Annotated in this window: 18 protein-coding genes, 1 tRNA gene and 4 pseudogenes; 12 read left to right on the forward strand and 11 right to left on the reverse strand. The window is 30.2% G+C overall.

Going from position 1 to position 19,662, the window contains the following annotated elements; translation table 11 throughout:
- Positions 1–303 precede the first annotated feature (303 nt).
- The gene (locus tag DK405_RS02075; protein ID WP_045912645.1) at positions 304–1,197 is read left to right on the forward strand and encodes an esterase/lipase family protein; all 894 of its coding nucleotides are present in this window, start codon (positions 304–306) and stop codon (positions 1,195–1,197) included.
- 572 nt (positions 1,198–1,769) lie between these two features.
- Here the strand turns inward: DK405_RS02075 and DK405_RS13670 are convergent.
- The 5 genes and pseudogenes from DK405_RS13670 to DK405_RS02105 form a co-directional block, all read right to left on the reverse strand.
- Positions 1,770–2,024 (reverse strand): hypothetical protein, encoded by a 255-nt coding sequence (locus DK405_RS13670; RefSeq protein ID WP_052691710.1) that lies wholly within the window; start codon positions 2,022–2,024, stop codon positions 1,770–1,772.
- A 75-nt stretch (positions 2,025–2,099) separates the two neighbouring features.
- Positions 2,100–2,150, reverse strand: a pseudogene (locus DK405_RS15335) (hypothetical protein); the annotation flags it as partial.
- Between the two features lie 1,219 nt (positions 2,151–3,369).
- Complete coding sequence (locus tag DK405_RS13675; protein WP_052691738.1) at positions 3,370–3,567, reverse strand: hypothetical protein; 198 nt, start codon at positions 3,565–3,567, stop codon at positions 3,370–3,372.
- Positions 3,568–3,945: 378 nt separating this feature from the next.
- Complete coding sequence (locus DK405_RS02100; protein WP_080946496.1) at positions 3,946–4,869, reverse strand: ankyrin repeat domain-containing protein; 924 nt, start codon at positions 4,867–4,869, stop codon at positions 3,946–3,948.
- Between the two features lie 548 nt (positions 4,870–5,417).
- Positions 5,418–5,804 (reverse strand): DUF7146 domain-containing protein, encoded by a 387-nt coding sequence (locus tag DK405_RS02105; RefSeq protein WP_045912923.1) that lies wholly within the window; start codon positions 5,802–5,804, stop codon positions 5,418–5,420.
- A 123-nt stretch (positions 5,805–5,927) separates the two neighbouring features.
- On the opposite strand from DK405_RS02105, the gene DK405_RS02110 reads away from it, so the two are divergent.
- Positions 5,928–6,596, forward strand: a complete 669-nt coding sequence (locus DK405_RS02110; RefSeq protein ID WP_045912924.1) for a hypothetical protein — start codon at positions 5,928–5,930, stop codon at positions 6,594–6,596.
- Between the two features lie 215 nt (positions 6,597–6,811).
- Here the strand turns inward: DK405_RS02110 and DK405_RS02115 are convergent.
- The 5 genes and pseudogenes from DK405_RS02115 to DK405_RS13690 all read right to left on the reverse strand — a co-directional run.
- Positions 6,812–6,976, reverse strand: a pseudogene (locus tag DK405_RS02115) (conjugal transfer protein TraA); the annotation flags it as partial.
- Complete coding sequence (locus DK405_RS14920) at positions 6,949–7,263, reverse strand: AAA family ATPase (protein ID WP_064613187.1); 315 nt, start codon at positions 7,261–7,263, stop codon at positions 6,949–6,951. The gene DK405_RS14920 and the pseudogene DK405_RS02115, both read right to left, overlap by 28 nt.
- Positions 7,235–7,477 (reverse strand): AAA family ATPase, encoded by a 243-nt coding sequence (locus DK405_RS14925; protein WP_064613185.1) that lies wholly within the window; start codon positions 7,475–7,477, stop codon positions 7,235–7,237. The genes DK405_RS14920 and DK405_RS14925 overlap by 29 nt, the downstream gene beginning before the upstream one ends.
- Positions 7,478–7,498: 21 nt before the next feature.
- Complete coding sequence (locus DK405_RS13685; RefSeq protein ID WP_064613183.1) at positions 7,499–7,927, reverse strand: hypothetical protein; 429 nt, start codon at positions 7,925–7,927, stop codon at positions 7,499–7,501.
- Between the two features lie 52 nt (positions 7,928–7,979).
- On the reverse strand, positions 7,980–8,303 hold the full coding sequence (locus DK405_RS13690; RefSeq protein ID WP_231967594.1) for a MobA/MobL family protein: 324 nt from the start codon (positions 8,301–8,303) through the stop codon (positions 7,980–7,982).
- 680 nt (positions 8,304–8,983) lie between these two features.
- On the opposite strand from DK405_RS13690, the gene ltrA reads away from it, so the two are divergent.
- Both ltrA and DK405_RS13285 read left to right on the forward strand, forming a co-directional pair.
- Entirely contained in the window at positions 8,984–10,207 is a 1,224-nt protein-coding gene (gene ltrA, locus DK405_RS02130; protein WP_197709766.1) for a group II intron reverse transcriptase/maturase, read from the forward strand.
- A 114-nt stretch (positions 10,208–10,321) separates the two neighbouring features.
- Positions 10,322–10,771: an HNH endonuclease gene (locus DK405_RS13285; protein ID WP_052691743.1), complete on the forward strand. Its 450-nt coding sequence runs from the start codon at positions 10,322–10,324 to the stop codon at positions 10,769–10,771.
- A gap of 310 nt (positions 10,772–11,081) precedes the next feature.
- On the opposite strand, the gene DK405_RS02135 is transcribed toward DK405_RS13285, so the two are convergent.
- Positions 11,082–12,908, reverse strand: a complete 1,827-nt coding sequence (locus DK405_RS02135; RefSeq protein ID WP_045912962.1) for a hypothetical protein — start codon at positions 12,906–12,908, stop codon at positions 11,082–11,084.
- A gap of 449 nt (positions 12,909–13,357) precedes the next feature.
- On the opposite strand from DK405_RS02135, the gene DK405_RS13695 reads away from it, so the two are divergent.
- The 8 genes and pseudogenes from DK405_RS13695 (at position 13,358) to gyrA (ending at position 19,638) form a co-directional block, all read left to right on the forward strand.
- Positions 13,358–13,498, forward strand: a complete 141-nt coding sequence (locus DK405_RS13695) for a tetratricopeptide repeat protein (RefSeq protein ID WP_231967595.1) — start codon at positions 13,358–13,360, stop codon at positions 13,496–13,498.
- Positions 13,499–13,513: 15 nt separating this feature from the next.
- A pseudogene (locus DK405_RS13705) lies at positions 13,514–13,843 on the forward strand (tetratricopeptide repeat protein); the annotation flags it as partial.
- Between the two features lie 7 nt (positions 13,844–13,850).
- Positions 13,851–14,478: pseudogene (locus DK405_RS02145) on the forward strand (transposase family protein).
- 430 nt (positions 14,479–14,908) lie between these two features.
- Positions 14,909–14,983 (forward strand) — tRNA-Asn (locus DK405_RS02150).
- A gap of 98 nt (positions 14,984–15,081) precedes the next feature.
- Entirely contained in the window at positions 15,082–15,306 is a 225-nt protein-coding gene (gene infA, locus DK405_RS02155) for a translation initiation factor IF-1 (RefSeq protein WP_012461876.1), read from the forward strand.
- Between the two features lie 34 nt (positions 15,307–15,340).
- Positions 15,341–15,946: a Maf family protein gene (locus DK405_RS02160; protein WP_045912596.1), complete on the forward strand. Its 606-nt coding sequence runs from the start codon at positions 15,341–15,343 to the stop codon at positions 15,944–15,946.
- A gap of 126 nt (positions 15,947–16,072) precedes the next feature.
- Entirely contained in the window at positions 16,073–16,822 is a 750-nt protein-coding gene (locus DK405_RS02165; RefSeq protein WP_045912595.1) for a YebC/PmpR family DNA-binding transcriptional regulator, read from the forward strand.
- A 98-nt stretch (positions 16,823–16,920) separates the two neighbouring features.
- Complete coding sequence (gene gyrA / locus DK405_RS02170; RefSeq protein WP_080946460.1) at positions 16,921–19,638, forward strand: DNA topoisomerase (ATP-hydrolyzing) subunit A; 2,718 nt, start codon at positions 16,921–16,923, stop codon at positions 19,636–19,638.
- Positions 19,639–19,662 lie beyond the last annotated feature (24 nt).

Consider the following 19,662-nt stretch of genomic DNA (forward strand, 5'->3'; position numbering starts at 1 on the left):
TGCTAGTGCATATTATATAGCCAAAAGAATTATACAATTATGAATTTAGTAGAACATATAGATAAGCTAAGTGATAATAGAGGAAGTTTGATACCAGTATAGTAGTAATGTTAAGGGAGTAAAAAGGTATAGGATAATAATATGTGTATATGTTACCTTATAGTAGAATAAATTTTGGTTATATAGACTATAGATACCATATTGATTTTGTTTGATTAATAATTAAAAATAGCTCTACCAACTGAAAATTTTCATTAATTTGCAATTTTCTAAAAAATAACCTAAAAGTTATAGAAAATAATAATGATTATTCGAATTATCTTACTTTTAGTAAGCATTTTAATAATTAAAGTACAAGCTTTTCCAGTTTATAATACAAGTAATATTAGCGCTTTTAAAGAGCTGATAACTTCTGGAGAAAATACTATTCAACTCTTGCTGACAACAATTACTGCAACATCTAATACAAAATTTCACAAGCTTAAAGAAATATATAGTAAACAGAATTTAAATAGATCATTTGTTAATAAGTTGAATAAAAACTATCTTGAAGACCAAGGAACACAGTTACTAGTGTTACTACATGGCCTAAGTAAAACTAGTAAATCTTTAAGAGGAATGGAGAAATTTGCTTACAAACAAGGATTCAAAGTATTAAACATTGATTATCCATCTACTAAGTTTCCAATAGAGCATCTAGTAGATATAATCCATGATAAAATTACTCTCAGCCTTCAACAGCAAAAATATACAAGCATTTCATTTGTTGGAGTTTCTATGGGAGGTCTAGTCATAAGAGCTTATTTACACAAGTATAAAATACCTAATTTAGGAAAAGTAGTATTAATAGGCACACCTAATAAAGGAAGTGAAGTAGCAGATTATCTAAAAAATAATAAACTTTATAAAAAATTTACCGGTCCTGCTGGTCAACAATTAATTACTAATCAAAATGAATTTAATAATATTTTTGGCGATATATATTACGAGTGCGGAGTAATATCAGGTAATCTACCACTGGATCTTTGTTGTATATTTATGAAAGGGAAGCCAAGCGATGGTAAAGTAACTATAGAAAGTACTAAAATTGAAGGCATGCAAGACCATATAGTACTAAAAATTCCTCATTGGTATTTAGAAAAGAGTAAAAAAGTGTGGCTTCATACTTTATATTTTCTTAAATATTCAAAATTTTGAAAATCAATTAGGATTTTTGCGCAAACTTAACTTTATATTGAATATCAAGTAGGATTTGCTTTAAGGAGTTGCTATCATTACCTAACATAGCTGCACGATTTATCACAAAAGCGATCCTGTGACAACCACAATTATATCCAAGAATTTAAAATACAATGCATTAAACTAGTGATGACTAAATATAGGCAAACTACTATAAAACACCAATTTAGGATAAGGAAAAGTATAAAAGGTATAATCTTAAAAAAAATCCTGCAAAGAAAAATATTTTGTGTTATAACTTTTAATACATTACATTAAATACAATCTTAATTCAGAACTATGTATCTAACATATTTTTCTTATAAAATCTATATTGTCACATTCCATTTCCAACACATTACTTTTTCTAGCTTAAGTATATAATGCTAGTAATGCAAAATCTCTTATCAATGTAGTTGCTTCTTCACATAATACTTGTAAAAATTCAGTCATTTCATCGTAACTTAGACGTTTTTCTCTTGCGTGCATTTTATGTTTATCTATTCCTAGTGTAGGATTTCTGTCTATTAATTCCCATTTTATTGCCTTATTTAAATATACTGCTTAAGTTTTACTAGAAATTGATTTGCTGTCCCATATTTCTTCTCTTTAGTTATATCATTGAATATTTGGTCAATATCATTCCTTTGAATCTTGCTTATCTTTTTTGAATATAACTGTTTCCCATAATTATGTATTCTTGCAGCATTGCTCTGCCAGTTTATAGTATATATTTTGCCATACTCTTCAATATACTTGTTATGCAGCTCTTCTAATGTAATCTCTTTAGCTTTTCTTTTTCTCATCTCATTTTCTTCTATATATTGTTGACATCTTACTTCCCTTGGATCTATTCCTTTCGCTATTAATGTCTTTAATTCTCTTGCTTTTTTTCTAGCTTCTCTAATAGATAAATCTGGATATACACCTATTTTAAATTTTAGCCCATCTTTTTTAAATTTTTATTCTAAAGACCATGTTTTTCTTCTCTACCTCTACAGACTAAAAGTAAGAACTTTAGTTTAAGTCCTATTGTATTTGGATCGTGTATGATGAATAATTTTTTCCCTTAGAAATTTTAATTTTATTTAATAACCGCTTTGTTAACTTTAATAATATTGAAGGCATAATCATTACATAATATTAATATTTATTATTAAAATATTACATTTAATTAAACAACTAGTCTATTTATTTGATAGCAAATTTCTTGTACTAATTTGTTCATTATACATATACCTGATTACCTTAAGTTGCATGATTTGCTAGATCATCAGTTTAACCTCTAGATTGAAAATTATCTCACAATTTCCTATGTTTGTTTTCTACCTATTTTCTACCTTTGGCTTTATTTTTTTATCAGTAGACAATGTCTTCGCAATGAACATTACGTAACTTAAAATTGTCTTTAATTATTGTCCTATTTTCAACTTCAATAAAACCTGCTTCTCTTAGTTCTACTAAGCATTGCGCAACTCTGAGTTGGTAAATATCTCGCTTATCCTCAAAAAGCTGATAACTTTCCTGTATAATTCATCTATATCTTTGTTGTAATAGATATGTAGTCTAAATACTATGAATGATAAAAGCTGTTTAGATGTTTTGCTTAATGCTTTTCCATTATCTCCAGTTAGCTTTCTCCATTCTGTGGGAATGACATTTCCAATAAAGTTATAAAATATTGTGTCATTATTATGTAAGCAGGCCTAACCAATTGCTCAATTAAATCCACATCAGAACTGGATTTGCAGAATTACCGCATTCTGCTTCCGAAAAATAAGATAAGCTTTATGCATTATTTATTATTTAGAACATTGAGATAATTTTTCCATTTTTAGGAAAATTAACCCTTTTAGGTATTTCGGTTAGTCTTTGCAAATTTATCTTACGTTTTCCTCCCATTCTATTAAACCAGTTATATATTGCTAGTGTACTTTGGTTGATAAATGAACTTACTTGTCTTTCATTATCGGATATACCATGATAGTTGATCCATTGCCTAATAACTCTAATAACTTGTGATAATATCTGTGTTTTGTCTTTCTGATTTAGCTGACCAAGCAAATATTTTCTCAGTCCTTTCAGTTTTTCGGTAAAATAATCTCTCCTTGTGGTATATTGTCCTAATGTTGAGCCAAATCTTGATTTGGCTCAATAGCAAGTAAATACAAGAAAATTATAGCTTATAATCTTCTTGCCTTGTTTGGCTAAATTTGCAGCATGGTCTCTACCAGATTTTATCATTTGTGATTTAGCTTTATTGATATTTAGCCCATACTTATTTAACCTTTTAGGCAAAACGCCATAAAACCTTTTTGCATCTTTTTCATTTTCAAGGACAAATACCATATCGTCGCAATACTTAGCCATTCCTGTTTGTTCAACTAAGTTTTTTTGCTGACTTTAGAAAACCAGCTATCTATAACATAATGCAGAGAGACATTAGCCAAGATTAGTGAAACAATTGAGCCTTGACGACAACCTTCTTTGTTAATACTATAGTGCCATTTTCTATGATAGGGTTTCAATCAATTACTGCTCTAATATTTCTATCAAATACGCCTCTGTAATATCCATTTTAATAATTTTCTATTCTTTGTAGGACTTTTGTATTATACCTTTCATGCTTCCACTTATCCTAATCTGGTGTTAATAAAATAACTATTAGTTAAATTACAAATAAAGCATTATATTGCTAGATTATAAACAAAGTTTAGAATCATACTTTTAAATAATATTGCAGCCAGTGTAGCTTTTTACATTGCTATACACTTTTCCAGATAAACCAAATTCTGTTTCATTGTGGTCCATGAGACCATAATCTTCAGCGTAGCTAGTATTATTAACGTTCTGATATTCTGCTGCCAAATCAGACTGTGAAGTTAAGGTGCTAAAATAAGCCTTGTATAGAATATCGATAATTTTGCTACTGGTAGCATCATCCATAGGATACTTACCTTGTTCATCTGTAATACTAGGATCAGCCCCATAACTAAGCAGAAGCTTTATGATATCTGAATCGTTACTATAGTGAGCAGCAGCATGTAAAAGAGTCTTACCTTTGTTATTTTGATTATTAATACCACTATCATCGTGTTTTAACATAACTTCTATAATTTCTTTATAGCAATAACGTACAGCTTGATATAAAGGGGTATTATGTTTGTTATTTTTAGCATTTACATTAGCGCCAAGCTTAAGCAGAAGTTCTATATAATTACTATACTCAAACTTATAATCCTTTTTTGATAGACCAACGATGTAGATCACATCTTCAGAACACTTATACTTTTTGACAACATTGTGTAAAATAGTGTTACCTTTCTTATCTTGCTTATTCATGTCAGCGCCATGCTTAACCAGAAGCTTAATCACATCAAAATTATTAAGCCAGCAATCTATGGCATGACTGAATGGAGTATAACCTTTATTATCTTTTGCATTGATATCAGCATTACGCTCTATCAAAAGTTTAGTAATATCAGCAACTTTCTTAGCCCTTGTTGCGGACGTATTAATATATGCAAAAACTCTATGCAAAGGAGTTTGGCCATCATTATTTTTTGCATGTACATCAGCAAAATTATCCAATAAAAGCCTAACAATATCTAGATCACTATATTTAAAGCAATATGCAAAGGTGTTTCGCAATGTCTATTTTGTAAATTGATAGCAGTATTATCATTAGTTATAATATGCTGTACTATGTGCATTTTCGCGTTTATAATAGCATGTTTAATATCATTGTATAAACGGCGCTTGGATTTAGGCATTATCATACCTCATAAATTACCTTTAAAAAATTTATAATATCTTTCATAGTTTAGCCTAGCAGGCAAATGCAAAATATAAATAGTTATTCATGAATTTCACATTTCTAAACCTTTGCTATTTTATAATATTTGCTAAATATAACTAAAAAGCAATAAAATTCTAAATTCAGTTATCACGATGTTAAAATACTGGCCTTAAGTTGCATATCTCTGGTATTAATGAGTAAAATTTTACTGTAATTTTTTTTTGACCAGCATTTTTTCTTTTATCATACTAACTGTTTCTGATTCTAAATTTGCATTCACAGACATGCGAGCAATAAATAAATGGCTATTAATTAAAACTATATTTAATATATCATAATTATAATTGTACATTATCTCTTGTAGACCTTTTTTATTATGCTTTTCATGCTTTCACTTATCCTAATCTAGCGTTATGAACGATTTGCTGGTTTTACCTGAGGATCTTCTGCTAGTTGAAATATTTGCCTTATCTCCTGCCAAATTTAGATATACAGCCTGTACTCCGGTAATTTTTCCTTTTGAATTTCTTGTAAATGCTGTAAATGCTGGATAATTTTTTCTCGTTTCACTATCAAACATTATACTTGCTTTTAAGTCTGAACTTGCAGTGCTTTTGTCAAAAGTAATACCACGATTTTCAAGATACTTTTTTACTATTTCAACTTCTGAGCTTGGGCTTGTACCTATCTCATAACCATGTATCTGGCTTGATCGTTCATACAAGTTTTGAACATTTGCAATTTTAACACTTTCAGGTTCTAACTTTTTCTTATCCTGAATTAACATTTTTATCGCCTTATTTTTTAATTTACTCAGAAAATAAGTATTGCTAAATATTTATTTTCTGTTATATTTACTTAAGAGTAATTACAATTATCTTAAATATAATTAATAATATGGTATCAAAATATGAGCGGTAATAAAAATTTACTGGCTGTAGATGCAGCTAAATTTACATTAAAAAATTCTGGTAAATATTTTTACTTTAAATCAAATGAATTAGATGAAGACAATCACATGTTTATAATTGGAAACAGTGGCAACTCTATACATACAAAGCTTGACTTAGAAACATATGACATGTTTAAAGCGATGCTAAATAATGATAGTTGTATGGATTTAGAGACATTTGAGATATTCTCTATAAGAAAAAATATTACAGCTAATAATGAGGATATTTCTACTGACAATCTAGTTAATACATTGACATTTTTTAGTAAAATTCTTCCAGATATTTCAAATATATCCTTACATAAGGAAGTAATAACTAATGTAATTAAGTATATAATAGAGTTAAGAGGAGGACATAGTGATGTTGTCCTTGATACAATGATTCATGAAATATGTGAGAAGAAAAATCTAGATAAAAATATTTTTTCTCTTGAGTTTGAAGATCATCATTTTGACGAAGACGATGCTGATGGTGGAGTTTTAGTTGAAAAAAATAAACAAACAGTGACCAATATTGACTCTCAAAATCTTAAAACTGCTACCTATGATGAAAGTAATGCTGGTTTTGATAGTATATCTGTTATGATTGGAGAAAACGAATGTTTAGTAACCAAAAGCTCGATGTAAGGAAAAGCGCAAAACTGTAAAAATGATAAGCATTACAACCATAGTGTAATACATAAAGGTAAAGATAAGAATAAAGAAAGCATATTAAAAACTACTAGAGCTGTAAAAACTACAGTTTGGATAATGGAAAGTATAAAATGTATAATCTAAAAAGTCTATAAAGTACAATATTTAGTTATAACTTTTTATACATTACATTAAATATTGTAAAAACTCTATCTCCTAATTACAATTTTTGGAGCTATATCAGCTTTTATAATTTGTTCAGACTCTGTTTTTACGTTCTGAGTATTAATTAACTTCATGATTTCAGGTATCATAAGCCCCTTAACAGCTATTGCTCCTTTATTTTTTAGCATTTCGTTAAAATCTTCACCTTCTTTTGTCTCAGTAATGTTATACCGCTTAAAATATTACTCTCAGCAAACTTCATTGCTGCTTCTCTGCCCCAGTTTTCACTTTGTCTTCGAATATTTACTAAAACATGTGAACCAAAAATATTACTCAGCATCTCAAACATTCCGCCTCTTTCTATTGAAGCTAACTGCTTTTCATCTCCAGCAAGTATCAGTTGACAATGATTGTTTCTAACTACTCTAAACAGCTCTGCATAAGCTTTAGTACCTACCATTCCAGCTTCATCTACTACTATTAAGCTGTCTTGCATAAAAATTTTTTTTTCGATTATACAAAAATCCTTTTACTGTATAGACATCAGTATAACCTTTGCTCTTCAGCTCTGATACTGCCTTATGAGTGGTGGCAAGACCAATAACTTTTTGTCCACGATTTGTTGCGAGCTTATGCGCTTTTATTAAAACATAAGATTTTCCTGTACCAGCTCTTCCTCTTAAGACTCTAACTCCACTAGTGCTAAGCAAAATATGCCTTAGAGCTTGTTTCTATTCTTCACTAACATTTGCTAGACCTTCGATATCACTTTTAAGATTGTAAATGTTGTTGTAATAAACCTGATTATTGATTTTATTAGCTATTCTGATTATTCTCGTCTCCTCATTTCGAACCTCAATTGTCGTAAAATATTTGCTACTTTCACCATCATCATGATATAACTCTAGTATTCTATTTGAACTAAGCACTTTCTGAACTAACTGTTCTCTTGCTGTTGGATCTGGTATATTTTTTACTGCTTTTTCAACATCCTGCTTAGTAAAAATAGATTTGTAATGTGTTATAGAATCCGTTATTACGTCAGCATCATTAATAATCTTCAAATGAGCATCTTTACGTAACTCATTTTCATTTAATACTTCAGTAATTAAATTCCTAATTTCAATATATTTAATATTCCAAATATGCTTTCCCGGCACTTCGCTTATCTTGTCAACTCTATATGGTAAGCCTAATTTAGCGAAATATGCATTAATTATTTCTTTTACTCTTTTCGTCTGGCAATGCTATTACTATATCCTTCAACAACTGGCTGTTTGGGGATTTTGCTGTTCGTTCTACCTCATTCATTAATGTTTGAATATTCTTGAAGTCTTGATTTACATAATCCGGTATCAGCACTGTATGATATACGTTATCTTTCTTACGAGAGAAGTTATACTTTATACCTGTCTGCTTATTTTTAACAATAGTTCTTGCATTATACGCTGCCTTACGACAACTATCACCTCCTTTACTTCTAGTTAAAAATTCAATCCTTGTAAACTGTATAGCCATCTCAATACCAATTCTCACCTGAGTTTTAAGTTAGCATGGTTTTTTTGATTTTGCTAGCACAAACTTCTTTTTTTTAACATTCAATCGGTTAATGAGTACTCATTTTTTAGCAGTAAACTTTCAAGTTTACGTATTGCGTAGTGCGACATGAGGTCGCTCAAACAGAGACTACAGATGTAGCAAGGTTGCATTTAAACCTTAGTTACCGCTATTGCAGTGCGAGATTGGCAACGGTCTTGTACTAAGCGCGATAGAAAGCCTAACTAAAGTACTAATCTGGATGGGAAATAGGGGTAAGGTAAAGTTAAAATTGGTTAAACGAAAGTGAATCTTCGTATGGAAATATCGTAAATGTGAAAGCAGATACTCAAGATAAAATCTGTTATAGGGATAAAGCTGAAAAGCTTAGCTGTAAGAAGGAATACGCAGCCTTTTTTTTTAAAAATGCCAGCTCCTCGGTATAAAGAAGATAGCCAACTTAACGTATCTCTGATGAGTGAAACATGGTAAGCCTATTATTAGGCAACTGATAGTAGGTAAGAGAGGTCTTAGAAAGCAAATGACACTAAGTCGAAAGACTACAGGAATCAATAACTGAGTGTATAGGCATTTATATGCTAATCAGAAATGATGCTAACTTAAGACTGGTGATTTACCCTAAATAGGTAAACAAGATTATGAATTAATTGGAAAAGTGAATGCAAAACGCAAATGTAACAATTGAGACTAAGGATAATTTCAAGAAAATCTATTGGCATTCAATAGATTGGAAAGAAATTATACAAAAGGTTAATAATCTTCGTAGACGTATTTATAGTGCATTCGCAAATGGTAATACGAAGTTAGTAGGTAACTTACAAAGATTGATGTTAAGATCAAGAGCAAATAGGTTACTTGCTATAAGACGTGTTACTCAAATCAACAAAGGACGAAAAAGTCCCGGAATTGATAAAATAGTTGTTAATACAGATAAAGAAAGGAGTCTGTTGATGGAAAAGTTAGCAGATAACAATCTATCATCCGTAAAACCGATTAAGCGTGTGTACATACCAAAAAGTAATGGCAAATCTAGACCTTTAGGCTTGCCAACTATTTTGGATAGGTGTAGACAGGCTGTTGTAAAATCAGCACTTGAACCATATTTGAAAGCTAAGTTTGAAGGTTGCAGCTATGGCTTTAGACCTGGACGTAGCGTTCACGATGCAATACAGAGAATATCTAGTATTGTTCGTCCTGGCACTACTAGGAATTGGATATTAGATGCTGACATCAAAGGTGCATTTGATAATATTGATCATAATTTTCTTTTGAAAATTATAGGAAATTTCCCTGCTCGTAATTGGATTCAAGCATGGCTTAAATCTGGTGTAATGCAGGATTATCAAATTATCAAAACAACAGCTGGTACTCCACAATGTGGATTAATTTCTCCATTACTTTTAAACATAACTCTTCATGGAATGAGTGATATACTTAATATCATCTATAATGAATATGATCACCTACATTCTAAATCTGAATATGCTTTAGTGAGATACGCTGATGATTTTGTAATTTGTGCTAAGTCAGAAAGCTCATGTATCAGAGCCAAAAGTATTATTAATGATTGGTTAAGTATTAGAGGCTTAGAATTGTCGAAAGAAAAAACCAGGATACTTCATATTAACGAAGGTTTTGATTTCCTTGGATTTAATATTCGACAATATAACACCAATAGTACAAGAAGAGGTGTAGCTCTACTAGTTAAACCGTCTAAAGACTCTATAAAATCGTTTAAAAAACGAATATCAATAGAATGGAAAAAAGGTTTCTCATGGAATATTGATAGAATAATTGATAATCTAAATTCTAAAATATTTGGATGGTGCAGTTATTTTAACAAAGTTGTGTCCAAGAAAATTTTTTCCAATTTAGACTGCTGAATGTGGATTTAGCAAGCAAGATTCGTATGTAGAAAACATCCTAAAAAATCTTGGAAATGGCTTAAGAAAAAGTATTGGGGCCGCATTAAAGGCAGAAATGATAATTGGGTCTTTATGAATAAAGATCTATATCTATGGAAATTACAATGGACAACGATTAAACGACATATTCTTGTTAAAGGTAAATCTTCTCCTGATAATTCAAAACTTAGAGAATATTGGCATAAACGTCAGGCTGATAGCCCTAAGTATTTGTTTAAATCTAGGCAGATTCTTTGGCGTAGACAAAAGGGTAAATGTCTTGTTTGTTTTGATTTAATAGATAATGGTGAAAGTGTTCATGTACATCATATAACACCTATAAGATGTGGTGGCACTGACCATATTAACAATTTGTGCTTATTGCATGAAAACTGCCATCGACAAGTACACAGTAATCGCGGACAACTTATTGCAGCTGTTTTTGTAAATTGCTTGAGCCGTATGCGGAGTAATTCGCTTGTACGGTTCTTTGGGAGGAAAAGCGCTTTCGCGCTTACCTACCCGCTTAAGCTTATTCTTTGAGGTCTATTATTTCTCGTATACCTTACATTATACCTTTCATCTTTTTTTATCCTAAACTTACGTTTCTACAAATATTCTTTCATAATACTATACTTAATAATCTGAACATTCACCATTATAACACTTGTATATTACATATTTCTAATTGTTTCTTATCCTAAATTAGCATTTACAGACATGTGAGCAATAAATAAACTGTTATTAATTGAAACTATATTTAAAGATATTACATAATACCTCTTGTAGACCTTTTGTATTATACCTTTCATACTTCTTCTTATCATAAACTGACGTTGTAAGACTATACATCTCATCTACTTATGTGATCTTTTTTATTTCTTCCGCTTATCATTAATTGATTTTCCTTACTATTTAAATCTAACACATGCTTAGCCTCCTTTACATGGCCCTTTTTTATCACATTTGTTTCTAAATTTACTTTTTCTTCTTTTATAGAATGTCCAAATACATTTATCAGTGCAGCATCTCCACCAATTATTTGTGCTTTAATAATCGAAGCAATTTTTGAGTCTTGTAGACAAGCATTACGCCAAGAATTAAGAACTTGATTTAAATCTTCACTTAACATTAAAGCATCTGAGGTAAATTTACTGTTGTATTCTGCAATACATTGCAATAACCTTTCCTTAACAGGCAAAAGTAATGGTTGAGTTAAATATAAATCATTATCTTGAGTTACTGGAGTAAACAGCTTTCTAACTATATACTTGATATTTTCTATATTCATACATTGATTTGCAATATCAGATGACAAAATTGCAGTTGTTATCTCATTAATCAAACATTTTTTAGTAATAGAATTATATCCTTGATTATATAAATTGCCAAAATTTAAGTAGAGGTCAGTACTATATAATACTGTTGCTTGTGATTTATCTACATTTTCTTGTATAATATCAGCATCAATAAACTTCATAGCAATAACATCAGCTAGAAATTGATAGCCATCGTCTAGTAACATTAATGGGTGAGTTGCATCTAGAAGTTTTATAAGCTGTAAATTTTTAATAGATGCGTCTAAGTTAATGCTCAAAATATTATTAACTTTATATTGCAACTCACTAAAAAATCTTTCCTTTGGAGTAAGTGATTTTTGGCATTTTTCTAAAACTGCCATTCCAATTGCTAATGGTTTATCTATTAGTTTTTCCAACATTTTCAGCTTACTTGAATATGGAACTAATGTAATAAAGCAGTATAAATCTCTAAATACTGCTTCATGAATATTATCTCGTAGTGCTTCTCTAATACATCTGGTAGTACAATTACCATATAATTGCTGTGTTACTAATTTTGTACTAGCAGCACTTGGGTTATTAAATGAGCTTTGGTGTGCACGATCATACAACTCAGCAGTTATTAATTCTTCTATTTCTTCTGTAGAGGAGATATCTTCTGGCATATAATACTTAATTCCGCTGTAATATCCATTCAGTGTCTTGTCTTTATAATCAGTAATTTTTGCAACTTTTAACAATTCCTCTTTATCTTGAAGAGCCATATTAGCCTTTCTAACTCCGTAACCAGCATTATAAATTATTTTATAATATCCATTATCATCTTTAGAATACTTTACAATAGTAGCATGTTTGCCATCAACAATGGTGCCATCTTCTCTACTGAATACTGCTCGCTCAACATGAGCTATGTAAGCTGCTTTTTTATTTTCTATATCATCCATTCTTTTACTTAATAGATTCTTGTAATACTTACGATCGAATCCATCAGCTAAATCAATATACAGTCTGTGCTTAAACATCTCATTAATATGATAGCTCATTTCTTCAAGTTCCAAGCAGGCGTTATCAGACAGAATTAAATAACAATCAATAAGCAGTTGATAACCCTTCAAAGCTTGCTCAAAAGAAGCAATACCAGGTATATCTACACTATGTTCTTCTTTGTCTATATCTGTATAGTCAACAGATTCATAATGCTGTACTTGCTTTATTTCATAGCTATATGACTTAAATTTTTCATATACTTTTTTAACTAGTATTCTATAATTTTCATCTTTCGTACGCATGTTATTTGTCCATAGTTTTTGTGTGCCAAAATTAAAGAAATCTGAGTTTAATATAACTAGTAGGCTAGAGCATATATTTTGTATACTCATTTAACCTATAAACGCCAATTTAGGATAAGGGAAAATATGAAAGTTAGTGAATAAAAGGCATACAAGAGATAATGTATAATTATATATTATCTGTAGTTTCAATTAATAACCGTTTATTTATTGCTCATATTTCTACAAATATTCTTTCATAATACTATACTTAATAATCTGAACATTCACCATTATAACACTTGTATATTACATATTTTTAATTGTTTCTTATCCTAAATTTGTATTTACAGACATGTGAGCAATAAATAAACTGTTATTAATTGAAACTATATTTAAAGATATTACATAATATCTCTTGTAGACCTTTTGTATTATACTTTTCATACTTTTTTTTATCCTAATCTGACGTTATTACTTCAAATCAGATCTTTATAACACCATTTTATATCATTGTCTAGTTTCGAAAGAAGTCTAGTATTTAATTTTAGGGTAAAGATATGCTAACAGACAAATATTTTAATAAAGGGAATTCATTTTTTAAGTTAAGAAAATATCAAGAAGCAATAAAGAAGTTTAATTTAGCTATTAAGTGTAATCCATATTCAGCAGAAGCTTATATTAATAAAGGAATTGCTTGAGACGAATTAGGGCAACATCAAGAGGCAATTGAAAATTATGATATAGCTATTAAGTGTAATCCAGATTTAGTAGAAGCTTATATTAATAAAGGAATTTCTTTGAAGCAATTAGGACAATATCAAGATGCAATAAAGAATTATGATATAGCTATCAAGTATAAACCAGATTCGGCGGAAGCTTATATTAATAAAGGAGTAGCTTTGAACGAATTAGGTCAATATCAAGAAGCAATAGAGAATTTTGATATAGCTATTAAGTATAAACCAGATTTGGCAGAAGCTTACATTAGACTTCTTTCGAAACTAGAGAATGATGTAGAATGGTGTTATAAAAATCTAATTTGAAGTAATAATGAAATTAGATCAGATTAAAGAGTTAAAGGATGAAAAATTTCGTCGATTAACAGGAGTAAGGAAGAGGACATTTTCAAAGATGGTGGATATTTTGAGGAAAGCTGATGGTCTTAAGAAATCAAAATGAAGAGTGATATGAATTATGAAGTAGTCTTGATTGATGCTACTGAGAGTCCTATAGAAAGACCTAAAAAAAACAAAAATTCTATTATTCATGAAAGAAGAAAAGGCATACACTAAAAACTCAAATAGTGGTAGATAAGAAAACGCGCCAAGTAATATGTACAGATTTTTCTAACGGTAAAAAACATGACTTTAGATTATTTAAGAAATCCAAAATTCTTATCCATCCTAAGGTAAAAGTGATTACTGATACAGGATATCAAGGCATACAAAAAATTCACAATAATTCTGAATTACCAAAGAAAAAAAGCAAGAAAAATCCTTTAACTAAAAATGATAAAAAGAATAATCATAGGTTAGCAGGAGCAAGAGTTGTGAATGAAAACGTTATTGGTATGCTAAAACGCTTCAAAATTATTGCTGACAAATATCGAAATAGACGTAAAAGATTCTCTCTTAGATTTAATTTGATCTCTGGCATTTATAATTTTGAACTACTTTAACCAGTTTCGAAAGAGGTCTAATAATCTTCATAGACATATTTATATGGTAAATTGCTTGAGTAATATGCCGACTTAATTCTCTCGTATGGTTCTTTGGTAGGAAAAGCGTTTTCAGTCCTTACCTACTAGCTTATAGTAGTTTTACTTACTTTTTTATTTTTTCTATTTTTTAATATTAAACTACAGTTGTAATACTTACTCTTTTTGCAGTTTGGAACGTTCATTATATCAAACTCATGTTAATATCTAATATTAAAATTTGGATTACAATAAGAGCTACAGATATAGTAAAGAATGATGTATCATTTAATTATGTATTTTTGGCTTCTTAGCATATATAACTCTAAATTATTTTTAGCATTTTATAGAATGTTTAATAAAAATACTAGACTTAGATAAAAATATTTGCTATAAGTGTACATAATGCAATTCCTCGGTAGCTCAGTGGTAGAGCAAACGGCTGTTAACCGTTTGGTCGCTGGTTCGAGTCCAGCCCGGGGAGCCATGCGTTACTCATGTTACTTAAAATAAGTAAATACACAAGGTTAATTAGTTAACGTGAAGATTAATTACGGTTTATTATAAATGCATAATAATTGAATTATGGCAAAAACAGAGCCTATTATAGTTACTGGCGAAGTTATTAAAGTTTTGCCTAAGGAAGCTAAATTTAAAGTTAAGTTGTCTGACAGTGAGCACGTTATTACTGCATACATCAGTGGTAAGATAAGAATGCATCACATCAAGATTATAAGAGGTGATAAGGTAGATGTTGAAATGACACCTTATGATTTAAATATGGGAAGGATTACACATCGTCACAAATAATTTTAATAGTCAATAAATATACTTGGTATATTCTATGGATTTAATGCCTATTATACTAGCGTCTCAATCTGAGTCTAGGCTGAGACTGCTTAAAAGAATTAACATCGTACCATCTCAAATTATTCCAGCTAATATTGATGAGTCGAGCTTGCCTGCAGAATTACCAAAAAATTTAGCTTTAAGATTGGCTATACAAAAGGCAGATAAAATAGCACCAAACATAGAAGATGGATATGTTATTGCTGCTGATACAGTAGTAGCAGTAGGAAGACGTATATTACCCAAAACTATTACAGATGTTGATGTTGAATATTGTTTAAAGATGTTATCTGGCAGAAGGCATAGAGTTTTTACTGGAGTAAAAATCACAAAAGTTAAACATAATAATATTATTGCTTTTAATACACGAACAGTTGAATCTGTTGTAAAAGTAAAAAGATTAACAATGCAAGAAATAGCAGCATATGTTGCAACTAAACAAGGATTAAATAAAGCTGGAGGACATTCTATAGAAGGAATGTGGGAGTGTTTTATTCAATTTATGCGTGGCTCTTACTCTAATATAATGGGGCTACCTCTATTTGAAACGAGAAATATGCTTTTCTCTTTAGGATTCGATTGCATTAGAAGTAATCAATAAGAATAATTTTCTTTTAAAATTTTGGATTTTAATGTACGATACATAATAAATTGTTATAGTTACAAGCATATTCTCAAGTTGGTTAAATAATATATTTTTAATGAGTTTACTATTGTATTAATAATAATGGCAGGTCACTCAAAGTTTAAAAATATTCAGCATCGTAAGGGTGCACAGGATAAAAAGAAAGCTAAGCTATTTGCCAGCTTAGTAAGAGAAATATCTCTTAGTGCTAAATCTGGAGCAGATATTCAATATAATCCTAGATTAAGAGCTGCTATTTCAGCAGCTAAATTTAATAACTTGCCTAAAGATAGAATTGAAAAAGCTATTGCACAGGCTAACAACAAAGACAATTATGAAAATTATTTTGAAATAACCTACGAAGGCATTATATTCGATGGCATTGCAATTATAGTTGAAGCTTTAACAGATAATACTAACCGCACTGCAGCAAATGTTAGGGCTATTTTTAGTAAATACGGCGGTAATTTAGTCGGAACTGGTAATGCTAGCTTTTTATTTGATCGTTTGGGAATCATAAAGTTTGAATCAAAAGTTAGTACTAGCGAAAAGTTGTTTGATGCTGCTATTGAAATTGGAGCAGAAGATATTGAATTAGATGAAGAATATCATGTTGTATACACTCCAATTAAACTTTTTACTAATATCATAGAAGAACTAGCGCAGCTATTTGGTTATCCAGTTGAATCATATATAGGCTGGAGACCTCGTAATACAGTTTTAATATCAGATACAGAGAAGGCTCAAAAACTAATTAAGTTAGTTAATGCTTTAGATGACGATGATGATGTGCAGCGTTTTTTTGGCAACTATGAATTTTCTGAGCAAATCTACAACAATTTGCTTACCTAAAATGTTTTATTATGAAATAGAGTATGCTTTATAACAATAATAATTTATAGTAGTTTAAGTTACTATCAATATTTTTTTAATAAACAAATGGAATTGCTTTGTCTGAACAAGAGTATAAAGAATCAAATATAAATATTATTAGTATAAAAGAAGAAATGCAGCGCTCATATCTGGACTATGCTATGAGCGTAATAGTAAGTCGTGCATTACCTGATGTTAGAGATGGATTAAAACCTGTACATAGGCGCGTACTTTATGCAATGTATGAATCTGGCTATCACTATAATAAACAATATCGTAAATCTGCAAGAGTTGTTGGGGATGTAATAGGTAAATATCATCCTCATGGCGAATTAGCTGTTTACGATTCATTAGTTAGAATGGCACAGGATTTTTCTCTAAGATTACCATTGGTAGATGGGCAAGGTAATTTTGGTTCTATGGATGGAGATGCCGCTGCCGCAATGCGTTATACTGAAGTCCGTTTAAAAAAAGTTGCGCATAGCTTGTTAGAGGATATTAATAAAGATACTGTTGATTTTCAGGCTAATTATGATGGCTTAGAGCAAGAACCAAAAGTTTTGCCAGCTGGATTCCCTAATTTATTAGTAAACGGAACTGGAGGAATTGCAGTAGGAATGGCAACTAATATTCCACCTCATAATTTATGCGAGGTAGTTGATGCTTGCTGCGCTTATATCGATAATAATGATATAACAATTATCGAACTAATGGAATTAGTGAAGGGGCCAGATTTTCCTACTGGGGGGCAAATTATTGGTACATTTGGAATTAAGTCAGCATATAACACAGGCAGAGGCAAAATTATTGTTCGTGGTAAAACAGATATTGAAAGTGATAGTTTAAAACATGCTATTATTATTACAGAAATACCTTTTATGGTTAATAAGGCTAGTTTAGTTGAAAAAATAGCTGAACTTGTCAATGATAAAAAAATTGAAGGCATTAGTACTATTAGAGATGAATCCAATAAATCTGGTATAAGGGTAGTAATTGAGCTTAAAAAACATGCTAATACTGATCTTATTCTAAATCAATTATATTCCTATACTAGTCTGCAAACTACATTTAATGTTATGATGCTAGCCTTAGATCAAGGCATACCAAAAACAATGACATTAAAAGATATTATTGTTGCTTTTACTAATTTCCGTGAAGAAGTTATTACTAAGAGAACTATATTTTTGCTCAATAAAGCTCGAGATAAAGCTCATATTTTAGTAGGCATAATTATTGCTGTTAGTAATATTGATGAAGTAATCAAAATTATAAGATCATCTGCTAACTCTGAGGAAGCAAAAAGTAGATTAATGGCCCGAATGTGGAATATTAGTGATGTATATGATCTTGTGAAGTTAGTTGATGATAGAGCTATTTTAAAAGAAGATGGACAATGTTTTTTAACTGAGCAGCAAACAAAATCGATATTAGAATTAAGGTTACAACGCTTAACAAATACTGAGAGAGGTAAAGTTGAAGACGAGTTAAATAACTTAGTAAAGGAAATTAAAGCATATCTTGAAATTTTGGGATCAAGGGATAAATTACTTGAAACAATGAAGTTTGAGCTAAATCAAATTAAGGAACAATTTTCTACAGCTCGCCTTACTACAATTGAAAACCAAGAATTTGAGCAAGATATTGAGGATTTAATTCCTGAGGAAGAAGTAGTAGTTACTGTTACATTGGCAGGCTATATTAAAAGGGTTCCTTTATCAACTTATCGTGCTCAAAAAAGAGGCGGAAAAGGAAGAGTTGGTTCATCAGTACAGAATGAAGATGTGATTACTCATCTGTTTATAGAAAATACTCATACTTCTATTTTGTTTTTTTCAAATATTGGGCAAGTATATAATTTAAAAGTGTATAAATTGCCATTAGGTACTCCGCAGTCTAAAGGTAGGCCAATTATTAATCTGATTTCTATTAAAGAAAATGAAACTATCACTAATATTATGCCAATGCCTGCAGAAAGTGAGAATGATTCAGATAAGAAATACATTATTTTTGCAACTAAGCATGGCAATATAAGAAGGAATGATTTATCTGATTTTAAACATATAGCTTCTAATGGCAAAATTGCTATTCGCCTTGATGAAGGCGATAGCCTTATTTCTGTAAAATCTTGCGATGAGGAAAATCATGTGTTGTTAGCAACACAGAATGGTAAAGCTATAAGGTTTCCGGTAAAAGATCTAAGAGTTTTCAAAAGCCGTACTTCCGATGGAGTTAAAGCTATTAAATTAGCTGGAAATGATGCAGTTATATCAATGACTATTTTAAAAGGAATTAATTGTAGTCTTGAAGTTCGAGAAAACTACTTAAATTTACCAGTAAATAATCGTTTGTTAATCGCTAAAAATAAATCACTACAACCAAACATCGATCTTTCTAAGTATAACTTAACTGAAGATGAAATGTTAACCATGGCTAGTAATGAAGAATTCATCTTGACTGTATCAGAAAATGGTTATGGTAAGTTTAGTTCAGCTTATGAATATCGAGTTACTAAGAGAGGTGGAAAAGGAATAGCAAACATGAATGTATCATCTAAAACTGGAAGGGTTGTTAGTGTATTACCAGCTTCTCAAGATAATGAGTTGATGCTAATCACAAGCAGTGGAAAACTAATAAGATGTCAATTAAATAGTGTCAGAATTACTGGTCGTAGCACTAGTGGAGTTATACTATTTAAAACTTCTAAAGATGAAAAAGTAGTATCAATTGATACTATTAAAGATACTGATTATAGTGATGATTGTAGCGATGATGAAAGTAATTACAATAACAGCTAAAACTTGTTTATAAGATAAAATTGG

It is taken from the genome of Orientia tsutsugamushi (assembly GCF_900327275.1).
Classification (GTDB): Bacteria; Pseudomonadota; Alphaproteobacteria; order Rickettsiales; family Rickettsiaceae; genus Orientia; species Orientia tsutsugamushi.